Raw genomic sequence first — 16,851 nt, forward strand, 5'->3', positions numbered from 1 at the left:
GCAGCTCGCTGCCCCTGTTCGTCTGATTCAGCGTTTCTTCTTTTTATTGAAATCTAATTCAAACGCAAACACCGCGCTCTGGATTTTTCTTTCCATTGCCAGGCCGAGATTGATAAAGCGGCACGACAAACGCGAGAAATGCACCGGTTTGTCATTGTCATCCAACTCCTGATCTTCGTTGATCACCATCAGTTCCATATTGACCTTGAAACTGCCGTAACTGCCAAGATCCAACAGCGCCTTTTTGAACTGGAGGCCCGGTTGAAGTTTGGCCGGCAGCGGGCCGTCGAAGCGCAAGCCCACACCGCCGGCAGAGAGATCGTGGATCCTTAATTGGTACGCGGTACCGTCGGCATATTCTCCGCTGCAGAGAAACTGACGCCAGTGTGGCGTGGTGACACGGAATTGACGGCGGCGCTGGATGTAAACCAGCTCCTTTGGCAGGCGGGTTGAACAGGCTTGAACGCCCAGATGGTCGGTAAATTCTGGTTGGCCAACGGCAAATTCGATCTTCGCATCATTGCTTTCAATCACGATGGTAAATTCGCCACCCGCCCGCGTATCCGCATCGTCGCCGCTGAAAACGATATTGTCCGGACCAACGCTCAATAATAAGCTCTGAAACTGCTGCTGCTGGTTAACGACCCGCAGCGGGGTGCGTTGTTTACAAATGTCACGCAATATCGCCAGAACCTCAAAACGCTCCCGTTTGATAAACAATCCGTTATCATTGTGCTCCACACGTCTCTCCTGACTCTTCCCAATGGCGATTACACATTCCTTACAGTTATCATCACTGGGAATATTCCTAAAGTCAAATTTGCCAGCGATGCCAGGCCTGTGGGAGCAGTCTTGCGAAGCGTTTTGCCCAGGCCCGCTGGCCACGTTCATCGGCGATCAGATCCTGGCGGATCTCGATGCCAACGTAAGGTAACCCGCGTCGTTCCGCATGCACCGGTAGGGTGTAATCCGTCGCGTCGGTCATCGCATAAGGTTCGTTGACCCCCACCAGCAAATCCCCCTCCTCCCGCAGCAGCTCTGCCAGCAGGTGGGCAAACGCCGGTTGGCGATTAAACAACAGCCCAACCTGCCAGGGGCGGGAATGGCCTTTGAACACCGGCGTAAAACTGTGCATCGCGATAATGGCGGTGGGTTTTTCGCGCAGCTGCCGCTCGCCCAGCGTATCGTCGATGCGGTGGTGATACGGCAGGAAAATTTCCCGCTCGCGGGCCAGCGCGTGCTCGGCATCAATGCCGATATTGCCGGGAATAGGCGTCAGCTCCGACAGATGCGGGATCGAGCTGGCGATGCCCGGAGCCCGGTTGCAGTCGATCACCAAACGTGAGTAACGCTGATGAATCAGCGTGGCATCCAGATGGCGGCTAAGGTGACGTGAAACCTCCAACGCGCCAATATCCCAACCGATATGACGGTCGATTTCACCGGGCGGCAGCCCCAGATCGCCCAAGCGTTGCGGTATCGCCTGGCCGGCGTGATCGCACAGCAATAAAAAGGGCGCGGTGCCCTTGGGCGTTTCAACCGCAACGGCGTGAGGCTCATCGGCGGATAACAATTGCGGAACAAAGGACTGTGGCATGCAAAACTCCGGGGTGGGATAAAGCCTCATCCTAGCGCTATCCCACCGCTGGCCCCAAGCCGGGGCTTAGATCAAAAACGCATGATTGCGTGGCCGATCACTCTATGCAGGCTTCCTGCGGCTGATGAACCGCAATATAACGCTGGAAGCGCGACGGTTTTAGCCGGGTGAGATCAACCAACACCAATCCGTCGATACAGTTGTTGAACGCCGGATCGGTGCCAAAATCAATAAACTGCACCCCGCCCGGCTCACACAGCTCGGTATATTGTTTATACAAGGTCGGGATCGAGCAGCCAATGTTGCTCAGCAGGCTTTTCAGCCGCACCAGATCTTCTTGATAATTATCGCCGGCAAATTGCGCCAAGACCTGCGGCAGCGAAGCCGGATAAGGCTGCCGAGACTGCGCCAACGCGCTTCCCGGTGAGAAATACAACCGGTAGAAGGCGATCAACAGGTCACGCGCCGCCACCGGCATACCGCCGGATATGGAGACCGGACCAAACAGATAGCGATACTGCGGGTATTTTGCCAGGTAGGCGCCAATACCCAACCACAGGTAATCCAGCCCACGTTTGCCCCAGTAGGCCGGTTGGATAAAGCTGCGGCCCAGTTCGATGCCCTGCGCCAGGATCGGTGCCATATCGCGGTCATAATGGAATAGGCTGTTGCTGTATATGCTTTCCAGGCCCTTGCGCTCCAACTGCTCGGCGGTGGGGATAAAACGGTAGGCGCCGACAATTTCCAGTTCGTCCGCATCCCATAACACCAGGTGATAATAATCGTCGTCATAACTGTCCAGATCGCGCCGGCGGCCAGAACCTTCGCCCACCGCGCGGAAAGCGATCTCGCGCAGGCGACCTAGTTCACGCAGGATAGGCGTACGAGCCTCATCCTGGCGGCGATACAGGTAAATGATTTTGCCGTCCGGCGTTACGCCAAGTTGTTCGCAATTTGCCAACGCCTTCTTCAGCTCAAGCCGATCTTCAGGCAGGGCGATGGCCGATTCGCTGGCGAACAGCCCTTCCTTGCCCTGGCCCAAACGATAAACGTGACGACGGAAGCGTTCGGCCAAATCTTTGGCGCTGGTGTGACCATCGTGCCAGTTGGCGAACGGAATGCGGCCACCAACGCGGATTTTGATACGGCCGCCCTGCTGCTGGAACATTTCACGTACCAGCAACAAGGTGGATAACGGGCGGTAGACCAGCGAGGTGAAGTAAAACAGGTTGCTGTTACGCGCGCTGATGTGGATCGGCACAATAGGCGCCCGCGCCTTGGCCGCCAGGCGTAAGAATCCGGTATGCCAGTGGCCGTCGCGAATGCCTTTCGGACTCATGCGCGACACTTCGCCGGCGGGGAACAAGATCAGCGCACCCTGTTTGTCTAGCTGCGCCTGCATGCCTTCAATTTGCTTGCGGCTGGTTTTATAACCCACGTTGTCCACCGGCACGAACAGGCTGCGCAGCGGTTCAATATAGGTCAGCAGTTGGCTGGCGACCACCTTCACATCCGGACGCACCGCCGCGACCGCACGCAGCAACACCAAACCGTCCAGCGAGCCGATGGGATGATTCGCGACCAGTACCACCGGTCCCTGGCTTGGAATATTTTCCAGATCGCCATCCACCAGCTCACAGCTGAGGTTGAAGTAATCGACCACTTGCTCGATCAAATCCAGGCCCTTAAGGTGCGGATAATCGGCAGCAAACTGTTTGAATTCTTTTTCGAAGAGTAAAGTTCTGAGCAGGCTACGCTGCCAGGCAGGGGTATTGCGGTGTGGAAATGCATCTTGCAACAGAGAATCCAAGCTAAACATCGCGTTATCTCCTGGCTTAGTCGCTGCAAACTTAAGCCAGCGCTATGACCCTAACATGTCAGTTACATGACAGAAAAATGAAATCCCTCGCCTATCAGGTATAGCAAATTATTGAAGAGATGGCGGCGACGGTTTTTCCATCACTGCCGGCGTAGCATTTTATGCGCCTGAAACCCGCACCTGGATGCGCCGAACATCGGCCACTGGAACGACGCCCCGGCAAAGACGGGGTTAACCGGTAGCGCAGAGCCACGGGGGGGAAAGCTATTCCATGCGCAACATTCCGACAGCCTGGAGGGGTTATTATGCGACATATTTCACCTTATTCCCGCACGGCCAACCACAAAATCATTAACCCGGCTTCACTATGATCTACATCATGGCATTACCTCACCCCTCTCACTATTATCAAGTTAATTGGCATGGAGTATAAGAATACTACCTAAGCCATTTCCCAGCCTGAGATGCTGAGTATTTATTCTTTGATAGCAGCCATTATATTTTTTAACTTTTTTATGGTTGGCATAATTTATTCTAGTCGAGGAATTAATCATGTCTCATTCTCTAATCGCACTGGTACTGTTCGCCTTGTTACCGGTAACCTTGCACGCAGCCCAGGAAGCCAGCAAAGTCAGCCCATCCGGCACCCTCTATTTTGCGGGTAAAATAGCTGCGCCCACTTGTGAAATTAGACGGGATGACGGCCAGTTCGTTTCATCCTGCTACCGAAATACCGCTGACAGCCGCTTCGGTTATATCACCATGCCGCTAAGCGCAATGTCATCGGAATTAATTTCCGACGCCACCATCGAAAAAATAAACAATAATCCTGACATGCAGAGAGTAACACTGAGTTATAACTGACCCTGGAAAAGCATCAATAGCCACCAAGGGAAAACAATAAAAAACCGCGTACAAATTGTAAGTTAACGTTATAAATTAGAACGCATCATTGATACTTTCACCCGGTCCTCTACTCTCATCCCCGCGATGGGCAAGACATCATTGCCCATCCATCTTCATGTCCGAAATCCGCCATCGCACCGTCGCATTTCGTGCAATAATCTCCCCATCAAACGTGAGGAGTGATCAAAATGCAGACCTTTTTTATTGATCGTATGGCGACGCCGGTTGGCGAACTGGTGCTGATTGCCGACGAACAGGACCGTTTGCGCGCTATCGACTGGACCGAGCACGAAGTGCGCCTGATGAAACTGATGAATACCCATTACCGCGCCGACCGTTTCCAACTGCAGGAAAAGCATAACCCCGGCGGCCTGACCGACGTCATGCAACGGTATTTTGCCGGTGAGCTGACGGTGATAGACGACCTGCCGGTGATGACCGCAGGCACTGAGTTCCAGCGCACCGTCTGGCAGCAACTGCGCCAGATACCCTGCGGCGAGATCATTACCTATGGCGAACTGGCGAAACGCATCGGGCGCCCAACCGCCTCCCGTGCGGTCGGTATGGCCAATGGCTCCAATCCGATCAGCATTGTGGTGCCTTGCCACCGGGTGATTGGTTCGCAGGGTGCATTGACCGGTTACGCCGGCGGTGTACAGCGCAAACAGTGGCTGCTGAAGCACGAAGGCTATTTGCAGAAAGACTTACTTTAATGCGCCAGCGCGCTCTGGCGTGGTTGGGGAAAGTAGATCGGCCGGAGCGAAGCAGGCAATATTGCAAGTTCCGGCTGCTACTGCGTAACCCAATGGCTGGAAATGCCGAGAGTAAAAGATTCCTTATGCAAGAAAACCCTGCGTAATTTGCGGTTTCTGACGGGGCATAAAGGGCGGCTGCGCCTGCAAGCCATTCACGTAAGTTATAAACAAATCAAAAAATTTCAGTCAGCTACAGGATAATCATCGGCATAAGCGAACAAAATTCGCACACAACACCCCTCTTCATGTTAACGCTACCCTTATCACCTGCAACAAAAGATGTTAAAATTGACGCATATCAATTATTGAATGAGCGTAATCTATGATCCCGGAAAAACGCGTGATTCGTCGTATCCAGTCTGGTGGTTGTGCGATCCATTGTCAGGACTGCAGCATCAGCCAGCTGTGCATTCCTTTTACTCTTAATGCTCATGAGCTGGACCAGCTCGACAACATTATCGAAAGGAAAAAGCCTATCCAGAAGGGGCAGACCCTGTTTAAGGCCGGCGATGAACTGAAATCCTTGTACGCTATCCGCTCCGGGACCATCAAGAGCTACACCATTACCGAACAAGGTGACGAACAAATCACCGGCTTCCATCTGGCAGGCGATCTGGTCGGTTTTGACGCCATTGGCGGCCTGAAGCATCCAAGCTTCGCTCAGGCTCTGGAAACCGCCATGGTCTGCGAGATCCCGTTTGAAACCCTGGACGACCTTTCCGGTAAAATGCCTAACCTGCGCCAGCAAATTATGCGTTTGATGAGCGGCGAGATTAAAGGCGACCAGGATATGATCCTGCTGCTGTCGAAGAAAAATGCCGAAGAGCGCCTGGCGGCGTTCGTCTACAACCTGTCGCGCCGCTTTGCGGAACGGGGCTTCTCACCGCGTGAGTTCCGCCTGACCATGACCCGTGGCGACATCGGCAACTATCTTGGTCTGACCGTTGAGACCATCAGCCGCCTGCTGGGCCGCTTCCAGAAAAGCGAAATCCTCAGCGTCAAAGGCAAATACATCACCATCGAAAACGTCGACGCCCTGTCGGTGTTGGCCGGCACGCCTCGCATCAACGTGACCGTAAACGCCTGATCCCATGCCGGGTCAATAATTCCGCAGAATTATTGACCCGGCTCATCTCTGCCGCTGTTCTGATTTTCAATGTTGGGTTACTCTGTAAATTAACAGACTGTTGATTTTCAGCTGTAAGGAGGCCCTATGGCGAAGTATCAGAATCTTCTGGTGGCTATTGACCCCAATCAGGACGATCAACCGGCGCTGCGTCGGGCGGTTTACCTGGTTAAACGGAACGGCGGGCGTATTAAAGCCTTTCTTCCTATCTATGACTTCTCTTACGAGATGACGACCCTGCTCTCCCCCAATGAACGGACGGCGATGCGGCAAGGCGTTATCAGCCAACGCGCCGCGTGGATTAACGAGCAATGCCGTTTTTACCTCGACGAAGGCGTTCCTATTGAAATCAAAGTTGTCTGGCATAACCGCCCTTTTGAGGCGATCATTCAGGAAGTGATCACCGCCAAGCATGATTTGCTGCTGAAAATGGCACATCAGCACGACCGGCTGGAATCGGTCATTTTCACTCCGACCGACTGGCATCTGTTACGCAAATGTCCGTGCCCGGTGTGGATGGTCAAAGATCAACCCTGGCCGGAAGGCGGCAAGGCGGTGGTCGCCGTCAATCTGGCCAGCGAAGAACCCTATCACGATCCGCTGAACATCAAGCTGGTGCAGGAAACCGTCGAACTGGCGCAAAACGTCAACCAGACGGAAGTGCATCTGGTCGGAGCCTACCCTGTTACCCCTATCAATATCGCCATTGAACTGCCTGATTTTGATCCCAGCGTCTATAACGACGCCATTCGCGGGCAGCATCTGATCGCCATGAAGGCATTAAGGCAGAAGTTCTGTATTAACGAAGAGTTCACCCACGTTGAAAAAGGCCTGCCGGAAGAGGTGATCCCGGATTTGGCCGAACACTTGCAGGCGGGCGTGGTGGTGTTGGGGACATTAGGCCGCACCGGTATTTCGGCGGCGTTTATCGGCAACACGGCAGAACATGTGATCGACCATCTGAAATGTGATCTGCTGGTGATTAAGCCGGATAACTTCAACTGCCCGATCGAAATCGATGAAGATGATGAACACGACGACGAGGACTGATTTTCAGGCATAAAAAAACACGGGCCAATTAAGGCCCGTGTTTTTATTGGTTGCGGTTAATTCTGCAACGCTCTCAGTATCGCTTCCACACTCTCTTTGGCATCGCCAAACAGCATCTGGGTGTTCTCTTTGAAGAACAGCGGGTTCTGCACGCCGGCGTAACCGGTGTTCATCGAACGTTTAAAAGCAATCACGTTTTGCGCTTTCCACACTTCCAGCACCGGCATGCCGGCGATCGGGCTGCGCGGATCCTCCAGCGCGGCCGGGTTCACCGTGTCGTTGGCGCCGATCACCAGCACGGTATCGGTATCCGGGAAATCTTCGTTGATTTCGTCCATCTCCAGCACCACGTCGTACGGCACCCTGGCTTCCGCTAGCAGCACGTTCATGTGGCCCGGTAAACGCCCGGCAACCGGGTGAATGCCGAAACGCACTTTGATGCCGCGCGCGCGCAGTTTTTCGGTGATTTCCGCCACCGGATATTGTGCCTGCGCGACCGCCATGCCATAGCCTGGGGTGATGATCACCGAAGTGGAATTCTTCAGTTGCTCGGCCACCTCTTCCGCCGTGGTTTCACGATATTCGCCCATTTCTTCCGCATTGCCGGTCGAGGAACCATCGGTACCGAAACCGCCGGCGATCACGCTGATAAACGAACGGTTCATCGCCTTACACATAATGTAAGACAGGATGGCACCCGAGGAACCCACCAACGCGCCGGTAACGATCAGCAGATCGTTGCTCAACATAAAGCCCGCAGCAGCGGCCGCCCAGCCCGAATAGGAGTTGAGCATCGACACGACTACCGGCATGTCGGCACCGCCGATAGAGGCCACCAGATGCCAACCGAAAGCCAGTGCGATCGCGGTCATCAACACCAACGCTACTGCCTGCCAGCCCACGCTGTCGGCACGAACGAAAACGACCAGCAGCAGGAGGGAGATCACCAGCGCAGCCAGGTTCATCTTGTGGCGATTCGGCAATGCCAGCGGTTTGGATGAGATGATGCCACGCAGTTTACCGAAAGCGACAATCGAACCGGTGAAGGTGACCGCCCCGATAAAGATACCGAGGAACACTTCGGTCAGATGGATATTCTCCATCACCGGCTCCATCGGCGCGCCGTGATCCAGGTAGCTGTTCAGGCCCACCAACACCGCAGCCAGGCCAACGAAACTGTGCAACACCGCCACCAACTCCGGCATTTCGGTCATTTCGACTTTTTTCGCCAGATAGACGCCGATGGAACCACCGATAATCATCGCAATGATGATCCAACCCACGTTGCCGGAATCCGGCCCGAGGATGGTGGCAATCAACGCAATTGCCATCCCGGCGATGCCAAACAGGTTGCCCTGCTTCGACGTTTCATGGCGCGACAGACCGGCCAGGCTGCAAATAAACAAAATAGCGGCAACAATGTATGCAGCTGTAACTAATCCTCCAGACATGTGCTACCCCTTAGTTCTTGCGGAACATCTTCAGCATGCGCTGAGTGACGGTGAATCCACCAAAAATATTGATGCTGGCAATCAGCACGGCGATGAAGGAGAGGAAACTCACCCAGCCGCCGTGACCAATTTGCAATAACGCACCGACCACGATAATCCCTGAGATCGCATTGGTGACCGACATCAACGGGGTATGCAATGCATGGCTGACGTTCCAAACCACGTAGTAACCCACCACGCAGGCCAGCGCAAACACGGTAAAGTGAGACAGGAACTCTTTTGGCGCGGCGTTAGCCAGCCAGCCGAACAGAATAATCGCCAGCGCGATCAGCCCGTATTTCAGCCAAGGTGAAACCGGTTTCGCCGCCGGTTTAGCTATCGGCGCCGCCGCTTGCGCCTGCTTCGGCTGTGCGGAAACCTGGATTGGCGGAGCAGGCCAGGTCACCTCGCCGCTGCGCACTACGGTGACGCCGCGGATCACGGTGTCCTCGAAATCGATATCGATTTCGCCGTTTTTCTCTTTCGTCAGCAATTTCAGCAAATTAACCAGGTTAGTGCCGTAAAGCTGTGAAGACTGGGTCGGCAAGCGGCTTGGCAGATCGGTATAGCCAATGATTTTTACGCCATTGTCAGTGACGGTCACGCGGTCGGCCACGGTCAACTCGCAGTTGCCGCCGTTTTGCGCCGCCAGATCGACGATCACGCTGCCCGGCTTCATCGAAGCCACCATCTCTTTAGTGATAAGCTTTGGCGCAGGTTTACCCGGGATCAGCGCGGTGGTGACAATAATGTCGACCTCTGCCGCCTGGGCGGCAAACAATGCCATCTCAGCCTTGATAAAGGCTTCCGACATCACTTTGGCATAACCGTCGCCGCTGCCCGCCTCTTCCTCAAAGTCCAACTCGAGGAACTCTGCGCCCATGCTTTGCACTTGCTCTTTTACTTCCGGGCGGGTGTCGAAGGCACGTACGATCGCCCCCAAGCTACCTGCCGCGCCAATCGCCGCCAAACCCGCGACGCCGGCACCGATGATCATCACTTTCGCCGGTGGAACCTTACCGGCTGCGGTGATCTGGCCGGTGAAGAAACGGCCAAACTCGTGTGCCGCTTCAACAATCGCGCGGTAACCGGCGATATTGGCCATCGAGCTGAGCGCATCCATCGACTGCGCGCGGGAAATACGCGGCACCGAATCCATCGCTATCGCGGTGACGTTGCGCGCAGCCAGTTTTTCGATAAGCTCCGGGTTTTGCGCCGGCCAGATAAAACTGACCAACGTACTGCCCTCACGCATTAACGCGATCTCGTCCTCTTGTGGCGCGTTAACTTTCAAAATCAGATCCGATTGCCAAACGTCGGCAGTATCGGTAATCGTCGCCCCTGCGGTTTCATAAGCCGCATTGTCAAAGCTTGCCAGTTTACCCGCGTCGCTTTCGACAGCGACGGTAAAGCCCAGCTTCAGCAGTTGTTCCACCGTTTTCGGCGTTGCTGCAACCCGGGCTTCATTGGCCAACCGTTCTCTTGGTACACCAATACGCATAATGTTCCCTTCTCACCTGTCTTTGATGATGTTTATTATCTTCCTACCCATAGCAGTAGCGCCGGCTGACATCTCGCCCCGTCGTCTTTCAAGACTGTGCATTGTTGGCTGCAATTTGAAAGCCACAGGGTGACTTGTCGGCATCGAATTAAGGCACCATCTATAACCTACTGAAAATATGATCGATGATCCATAATTGCTTACGCATTCATGCCTGTTTTTACATAAAAATTCAGGCAATGACATGACAAATCGCAATTTTAAGTTAAAAAGCCGTGCGCACCGCCGTTTTTGCTGCAGATTTGTGACGAACGCTTATCTGAAGATATCCGCCCCACGCGGCCAGAATGAATGAAAGTTATAAAATTGTGAATAATTAACACTTATGTCATCAAAGGCTTTATTATTGAAACTTATGGCGATTACGCAGCAAATGGCGTAAACAATCCTTCATGGGATTTGTCTCATGCGATGACATAAAATGCTGAGACACTTGTCGAGATTACATGTAATAATCGGCGGCTGAATTACCCATAAACAGTTCAGCACGTTATAAACGTTAATGCGCTTGGCGAAAGGATTTTTTATGAAGCTGAAGAACACGATCATCGCATCAGCCTTGTTATCACTCACTGCGCTGTCTGCTCATGCGGCACTTGAGTTAACTCCTGAAAAAGCAGCGGCGCTGAAGCCGTTTGATCGCATCACTATTACCGGCCGCTTTAATGCCATCAATGAAGCCGTTGAGGCCGTATCCCGCCGTGCAGACAAACTGGGCGCAGATTCCTTCTACATCCAGGACAGCAATAACAGCAACAATGGCGGCAACTGGCGCGTCACCGCAGATCTTTATCATAAAGACGCGGCAGAAGTGAGCAAAGAGCCGAAGTACCGCGTCATTAACGGCGTGACCGAATTACCGAAAGAACAGGCGTACCTGCTTGAGCCTTACGATACGGTAACCGTCAGCGGTTTCTACCGCAGCCAGCCGGACATCAACGACGCCATCACCAAAGAAGCGAAAAAGAAAGGCGCTGCCTCATTCTTTATTGTCCGTCAGGTTGATGCTAACCAGGGTGGTAACCAGTTCATCACCGCCTACATCTATAAAGCCGATGCGCCTAAGCGCGTGGTCCAGAGCCCGGATGCCATTCCTGCCGACTCTGAAGCCGGCAAAGCTGCATTAGCCGCCGGTGGCGCTGCCGCCGCCCAGGTTGAAATCCCAGGCGTGGCCTCTTCAGGTTCGCCAAGCCGTGACGTAGGCCGTTTCTTCGAAACCCAGTCTTCTACCGGCCAACGCTATACCGTCACGCTGCCGAACGGCACCAAAATCCAGGAAGTGAACAACGTCACCGCCGCGCAGATGGTACCGTTTGATTCCGTGACCTTCACCGGCCACTTCAACAGCATGACGGACATTTCCACCGAAGTGGCGAAGCGTGCCGCTGCGAAAGGTGCCAAGTTCTACCACGTGACTCGTCAGTGGCAGAACAAGAGTGGCGGCAACCTGACCGTAAGTGCCGATCTGTTCAAATAAGTTTCACTTCGCGGTTTACTCTCGGGCAGCCATTGGGCTGCCCGTTTTTTTGCCGATTAGCCACCCGCGCCGGTTGAATAATTTTTTGTAAATTCCGCATATTCAATCATTGCATCGGCAACGATCCATCCGTAGAATTTGCGCCTGTTTTTAGGGCTATTATCTATTTGTTCAGTAATTGTCATTACGTTGTTACTGCCAATCAGTTACCTAACAGTTGTTTATTCTGCGCTCAGGATCCGTCATTGGAAAAAAAACTAGGTCTTACCGCGTTAACCGCATTGGTGCTCAGTTCCATGCTGGGCGCCGGGGTTTTCAGCCTGCCGCAAAACATGGCGCAAGTCGCCAGCCCGGCCGCACTGTTGCTGGGTTGGGCGATCACCGGCGTCGGCATCCTGTTTCTGGCTTTTGCCATGCTGTTGCTCACCCGCCTGCGGCCCGATCTGGACGGCGGGATTTTCACCTATGCGAAAGAAGGCTTTGGCGAGCTGGTGGGCTTCTGCTCCGCATGGGGATATTGGCTATGTGCGGTGATCGCCAACGTCTCCTATCTGGTAATCGTGTTTGCCGCACTGAGCTTGTTTACCGATCGCGGCGGCGATGTCATTTTGGGTGACGGCAATACCTGGCAGGCGCTATTGGCGGAATCATTGCTGCTGTGGATCGTCCATGCGCTGGTGCTGCGTGGGGTGCAAACCGCGGCCAGTATCAACCTGGCGGCAACATTGGCCAAGCTTTTGCCGCTTGGCCTGTTTGCCGTCTTGGCGGCTATCGCGTTCAAAATGGACGTATTTACCCTGGATTTCCACGGCGTCGCGCTCGGCAAACCGGTGTGGGAACAGGTAAAAAACACCATGCTGATTACTCTGTGGGTGTTTATCGGCGTGGAAGGCGCGGTGGTGGTTTCCGCGCGAGCACGCAATAAAAAAGATGTAGGCCGTGCAACCATGTTGGCGGTGCTCTCCGCGCTGGCGGTTTACCTGATGGTGACGCTGCTGTCGCTGGGGGTGGTGCCGCGCAGTGAAGTGGCCGGGATGCGTAACCCCTCGATGGCGGTGTTGATGGTCGATCTGATTGGCCCCTGGGGGGATGTGATTATCGCCGCCGGCCTGATCGTGTCCGTATGCGGCGCTTATTTGAGCTGGACGATTATGGCCGCTGAAGTGCCGCTGCTGGCCGCCCAGCACGGCGCTTTTCCTAAAATATTCCGCAAGCAGAACAAGAATCACGCGCCTTCGGCTTCGCTGTGGCTGACCAATATTGCGGTGCAATTCGCGCTGGTGGTGATCTGGCTGACCGGCAGCAACTATAACTCGTTGCTGACTATCGCCTCGGAAATGATTCTGGTGCCTTACTTCCTGGTCGGCGCCTTCCTGTTCAAGGTCGCACTGCGCCGTCAGGACAAACGGCTGATGTTCGCCGCCACCGGTGCCTGCCTGTACGGTATTTGGCTGCTGTACGCATCAGGGTTGATGCATCTGTTGATGTCGGTGTTGCTGTATGCGCCGGGGTTGCTGGTGTTTATCTATGCTCGACGCGGGCACGAGAATGTCAAATTGCTGAATCAGCTGGAGAAAAGCAGCATCTTGCTGTTGCTGGTGGCTACGGTGCCGGCGGGTTGGTTTATGCTGCAGTAGTGAAGGACGGCCGGGTGGAATCACCCGGTCAATACCTTAGGATGCGCGCAAGGTAATGGTCATGCGTTCCCCTACCTGAGAGATGATTATCCCCTCAACGCACTCTTGCTGAATGGCCGCCAACTGCTGTTGGTCCAACGCATACGGCAGTTTAATGTCGAACACTGCCAGCCCCTGCTGCTGCGCCAGATCGATCAGGCGCACGATATTGGTTTCGTCGCTGACCTGGGTGGATACCACCTGCAGCGCCAGTTCCTTCAACTGCTCTTTTCGCGTTTGCGAGGCGCAAGCCTGAGATTTCAATACCATGCCAAAAAATGGCATCACACCATAGATTGCATCAACAAAGCGCCAGTGCTTCTTGCACGATGCGGACAGAAAATCCATGTAATCAAAACAGATTTTCTCACTGCGCGCGACGGATGCAAGGTGACTGCTGTTCATCCCTTCCTCCCTCTCATTGCCAGTGTATTACATCCTGAAATGGATAATCGATGCGAAGCTTTAACGAATTTCCGACGTATAATGGCATAATTCCCCTATTGTTTGCCAGTCTGTCCAGGAGCTTTAATCAATGGAACATCACAACTCCGCACCGGTGCTGATCACCGGCGGCGCACGCCGGATTGGGCTGGCGTTGGCCAGGTCATTCTTGCAGCGTGACATCCCCGTGATCATTGCCTATCGTAGCGATTACCCGGCACTGAACGAGCTGAAAAGTCTGGGAGCAACGTGCATTCAGGGCGACTTTTCGACTCACGACGGTATTTACCGCTTTGCCGATCGGGTGCGCCAGGCCGCACCGAAATTGCGCGCAGTGATCCACAATGCCAGCGCTTGGTTGGCCGAATCTGCGGAGGTGCCGCCGGAGCAGATTATGGCAGCGATGCTGCAAATCCACGTTTATACCCCTTACCTGCTCAATCAGTTGCTGGAACCCTGTCTGCTTGGCCAAGGGCAGGCAGGCGCAGATATTATCCACCTGACCGATTATGTGGTGGAGAAAGGCAGCGACAAGCATATCGCTTATGCTGCCAGTAAAGCCGCGCTGGATAACATGACACGCTCTTTCGCCCGTAAACTGGCGCCGGAGGTCAAGGTCAACGCCATCGCACCGGCGTTGATTATTTTCAATCCGGGCGATGATGAGCCTTATCGTCAGCAGGCTCTGGCAAAATCGCTGATGAAAATCGCCCCGGGCGAAAGCGAAGTGGTCAACCTGGTCAATTATTTGCTGGACAGCCGTTATGTCACCGGCCGCACCCATGGTGTGGACGGAGGACGACCTCTGCGCTAGGCAAAGATGTGCATGGCGTATCGCTGACCCCCGCGTTATGCTGAACTCCGTTATTCTTATAAAACCGCTGAATATGCATAAAATTGTTTTTGTGGAAGACGATCCTGAGGTCGGCAAGTTGATTGCCGCCTATTTGGGCAAGCACGATATAGAAGTGTTGATTGAGCCACGTGGCGACAGTGCGCAAGCGCGCATAGAGCAAGAACTGCCGGACCTGGTGCTGCTCGACATTATGCTGCCCGGGAAAGACGGCATGACGCTGTGCCGCGATTTGCGCCCGACCTTCCCCGGGCCGATCGTGCTGCTCACTTCGCTCGACAGCGATATGAACCATATCCTTTCATTGGAAATGGGTGCCAACGATTACATTCTGAAAACCACGCCGCCGGCGGTTTTGCTGGCACGGCTGCGTTTACACCTGCGCCAGCATGGCAATCACCCCAAGGAAGAGTCAACGCAACCGATCACCCAGCACAATGCGCTGCACTTCGGGTTGTTGTGCATCGATCCGGTTAACCGCCAGGTAACGCTGGGTGAAGAAGTGATCACCCTTTCCACCTCGGATTTCGATCTGTTGTGGGAGCTGGCCACCCACGCCGGGCAGATCATGGACCGCGAGGCACTGTTGCAGAATTTGCGCGGCGTGAGCTACGACGGCCTTGATCGAAGCATCGACGTGGCGATTTCCCGTCTGCGCCGCAAGCTGTACGACAATGCGCTGGAGCCCTTCCGCGTCAAAACCGTGCGCAATAAAGGTTACCTGTTCGCACCCAATGCCTGGGAGTTCGTACAGCAATGAGAAAGCTTTTCGTGCAGTTCTTCCTGCTGCTGTTCGTCTGCTTTCTGGTGATGGCGATGTTGGTGGGCCTGGTGTACAAGGTCACAGCCGAACGCGCCGGTCGCCAGTCAATGGACGACCTGATGAAAAGCTCGCTGTACCTGATGCGCAGTGAACTGCGGGAAATTCCATTGAAAGACTGGAATAAAACCATCGCGACGCTGGACTTGAATCTGTCGTTTAAGCTGCATATCGAACCGCTCGGCAAACAGGATCTGAGTGAAGATCTGAAAAAACGTCTACGCCTCGGCGAAATTATCGCTCTCGACGATCAATACACCTTTATGCAACGCATCCCGCGCAGCCATTACGTGTTGGTGGTCGGCCCCATTCCGTACCTGTTCTACCTGCATCAAATGCGGCTGCTGGATCTGGCGCTGCTGGTGTTTATCGGCATGTCGCTGGCGTTGCCGGTATTTTTATGGATGCGTCCGCACTGGCAAGATTTGCTCAAGTTGGAGAACGCCGCCCAACGACTCGGCGCAGGCCATCTGGATGAGCGCACCCATTTTGACCCGACCTCGAGCCTGAACCGGCTCGGGGTGGCATTCAACCAGATGGCGGACAACGTCAATACGCTGATTGCCAGTAAAAAACAGTTGATTGACGGTATCGCCCATGAATTGCGCACCCCTCTGGTACGGCTGCGCTACCGGTTAGCGATGAGCGATAACCTTTCCGATGGCGAACAACAGGCGCTCAACCGCGATATCGGTCAGTTGGAATCGCTGATAGACGAGCTGCTGACCTACGCGCGGCTGGATCGTCCACAGGTGGCGCTGAATATAGAACCGCTCGACCTGCCCAACTGGCTGGAAGACAAAGTAGAGGATATGCGCCTGATTCACCCGGAGCGCGAGATCCAGCTGGATATTCCGCATGCCGGCGATTTTGGCGGCGTCGATTTACGGCTGATGGAGCGGGTACTGGATAATCTGGTGAACAATGCCTTGCGCTACAGCGAACAACGCCTGCGCATCGGCCTGTGGTTTGACGGCGACGCAGCCTGCCTGCAGGTAGAAGACGACGGGCCAGGCATTCCACCTGAAGAACGCGAACGCGTGTTCGAACCCTTCGTGCGCCTCGATCCCAGCCGCGATCGCGCCACCGGCGGTTGCGGGCTGGGCCTGGCGATTGTTCACTCTATCGCCGTCGCCTATCAGGGCCAGGTTTACGTAGACGCCAGCTCACTCGGCGGCGCCAGCTTCCGCTTCTGCTGGCCAGTGAAGCCCACTTTCAATTTAAAAGCAGACCCGGTGTAACCCCGTCAGCACAACAGTCTGAACGATCAGGTTATC

General features: G+C 54.4%; 15 protein-coding genes. 9 read left to right on the forward strand and 6 right to left on the reverse strand.

Annotated elements, in window-relative coordinates:
• Window positions 1-27 precede the first annotated feature (27 nt).
• The 3 genes from SPL01S_RS11065 to olsF all read right to left on the reverse strand — a co-directional run bounded on the left by SPL01S_RS11065 (window position 28) and on the right by olsF (window position 3,416).
• On the reverse strand, window positions 28-741 hold the full coding sequence (locus SPL01S_RS11065; RefSeq protein WP_063199728.1) for a flagellar regulator YcgR PilZN domain-containing protein: 714 nt from the start codon (window positions 739-741) through the stop codon (window positions 28-30).
• 73 nt (window positions 742-814) lie between these two features.
• On the reverse strand, window positions 815-1,597 hold the full coding sequence (locus tag SPL01S_RS11070; RefSeq protein ID WP_062870977.1) for an N-formylglutamate amidohydrolase: 783 nt from the start codon (window positions 1,595-1,597) through the stop codon (window positions 815-817).
• A gap of 97 nt (window positions 1,598-1,694) precedes the next feature.
• Window positions 1,695-3,416: an ornithine lipid synthase OlsF gene (olsF, locus tag SPL01S_RS11075; protein WP_004944970.1), complete on the reverse strand. Its 1,722-nt coding sequence runs from the start codon at window positions 3,414-3,416 to the stop codon at window positions 1,695-1,697.
• Between the two features lie 552 nt (window positions 3,417-3,968).
• Between olsF and SPL01S_RS11080 the strand changes: the two genes are divergently transcribed.
• From SPL01S_RS11080 to uspE, 4 genes are all read left to right on the forward strand, one after another.
• Entirely contained in the window at window positions 3,969-4,280 is a 312-nt protein-coding gene (locus tag SPL01S_RS11080) for a YmdA family protein (RefSeq protein WP_063199732.1), read from the forward strand.
• A 230-nt stretch (window positions 4,281-4,510) separates the two neighbouring features.
• Window positions 4,511-5,035, forward strand: coding sequence for a methylated-DNA--[protein]-cysteine S-methyltransferase (gene ogt, locus SPL01S_RS11085; protein WP_062870979.1), 525 nt, complete (start codon window positions 4,511-4,513; stop codon window positions 5,033-5,035).
• 364 nt (window positions 5,036-5,399) lie between these two features.
• Window positions 5,400-6,164 (forward strand): fumarate/nitrate reduction transcriptional regulator Fnr, encoded by a 765-nt coding sequence (gene fnr, locus SPL01S_RS11090; RefSeq protein ID WP_004944979.1) that lies wholly within the window; start codon window positions 5,400-5,402, stop codon window positions 6,162-6,164.
• A gap of 126 nt (window positions 6,165-6,290) precedes the next feature.
• Window positions 6,291-7,253 (forward strand): universal stress protein UspE, encoded by a 963-nt coding sequence (gene uspE / locus SPL01S_RS11095; protein WP_063199736.1) that lies wholly within the window; start codon window positions 6,291-6,293, stop codon window positions 7,251-7,253.
• Window positions 7,254-7,309: 56 nt separating this feature from the next.
• On the opposite strand, the gene pntB is transcribed toward uspE, so the two are convergent.
• Both pntB and pntA read right to left on the reverse strand, forming a co-directional pair.
• Complete coding sequence (pntB, locus tag SPL01S_RS11100) at window positions 7,310-8,704, reverse strand: Re/Si-specific NAD(P)(+) transhydrogenase subunit beta (RefSeq protein ID WP_063199740.1); 1,395 nt, start codon at window positions 8,702-8,704, stop codon at window positions 7,310-7,312.
• Window positions 8,705-8,714: 10 nt separating this feature from the next.
• Window positions 8,715-10,244, reverse strand: coding sequence for a Re/Si-specific NAD(P)(+) transhydrogenase subunit alpha (gene pntA / locus SPL01S_RS11105; RefSeq protein ID WP_006325619.1), 1,530 nt, complete (start codon window positions 10,242-10,244; stop codon window positions 8,715-8,717).
• Between the two features lie 586 nt (window positions 10,245-10,830).
• Here pntA and ydgH point away from each other — a divergent pair.
• Both ydgH and SPL01S_RS11115 read left to right on the forward strand, forming a co-directional pair.
• Window positions 10,831-11,781, forward strand: coding sequence for a DUF1471 family protein YdgH (ydgH, locus tag SPL01S_RS11110; RefSeq protein ID WP_004944994.1), 951 nt, complete (start codon window positions 10,831-10,833; stop codon window positions 11,779-11,781).
• Between the two features lie 245 nt (window positions 11,782-12,026).
• On the forward strand, window positions 12,027-13,418 hold the full coding sequence (locus tag SPL01S_RS11115; RefSeq protein WP_006325624.1) for an amino acid permease: 1,392 nt from the start codon (window positions 12,027-12,029) through the stop codon (window positions 13,416-13,418).
• 36 nt (window positions 13,419-13,454) lie between these two features.
• Here SPL01S_RS11115 and SPL01S_RS11120 read toward each other — a convergent pair whose 3' ends face one another.
• Window positions 13,455-13,862 carry a hypothetical protein gene (locus SPL01S_RS11120; RefSeq protein WP_062790533.1) on the reverse strand — a complete coding sequence of 136 codons (408 nt, stop codon included), beginning with the start codon at window positions 13,860-13,862 and terminating at the stop codon, window positions 13,455-13,457.
• A gap of 130 nt (window positions 13,863-13,992) precedes the next feature.
• Between SPL01S_RS11120 and folM the strand changes: the two genes are divergently transcribed.
• The 3 genes from folM (at window position 13,993) to rstB (ending at window position 16,815) form a co-directional block, all read left to right on the forward strand.
• On the forward strand, window positions 13,993-14,715 hold the full coding sequence (gene folM, locus SPL01S_RS11125; RefSeq protein WP_062870982.1) for a dihydromonapterin reductase: 723 nt from the start codon (window positions 13,993-13,995) through the stop codon (window positions 14,713-14,715).
• A gap of 73 nt (window positions 14,716-14,788) precedes the next feature.
• Window positions 14,789-15,514, forward strand: a complete 726-nt coding sequence (gene rstA / locus SPL01S_RS11130; protein WP_004945009.1) for a two-component system response regulator RstA — start codon at window positions 14,789-14,791, stop codon at window positions 15,512-15,514.
• Window positions 15,511-16,815 carry a two-component system sensor histidine kinase RstB gene (gene rstB / locus SPL01S_RS11135; protein WP_062870983.1) on the forward strand — a complete coding sequence of 435 codons (1,305 nt, stop codon included), beginning with the start codon at window positions 15,511-15,513 and terminating at the stop codon, window positions 16,813-16,815. The genes rstA and rstB overlap by 4 nt, the downstream gene beginning before the upstream one ends.
• Window positions 16,816-16,851: the final 36 nt, after the last annotated feature.

It is taken from the genome of Serratia plymuthica NBRC 102599 (genome assembly GCF_001590925.1).
GTDB classification, from domain to species: Bacteria; Pseudomonadota; Gammaproteobacteria; order Enterobacterales; family Enterobacteriaceae; genus Serratia; species Serratia plymuthica.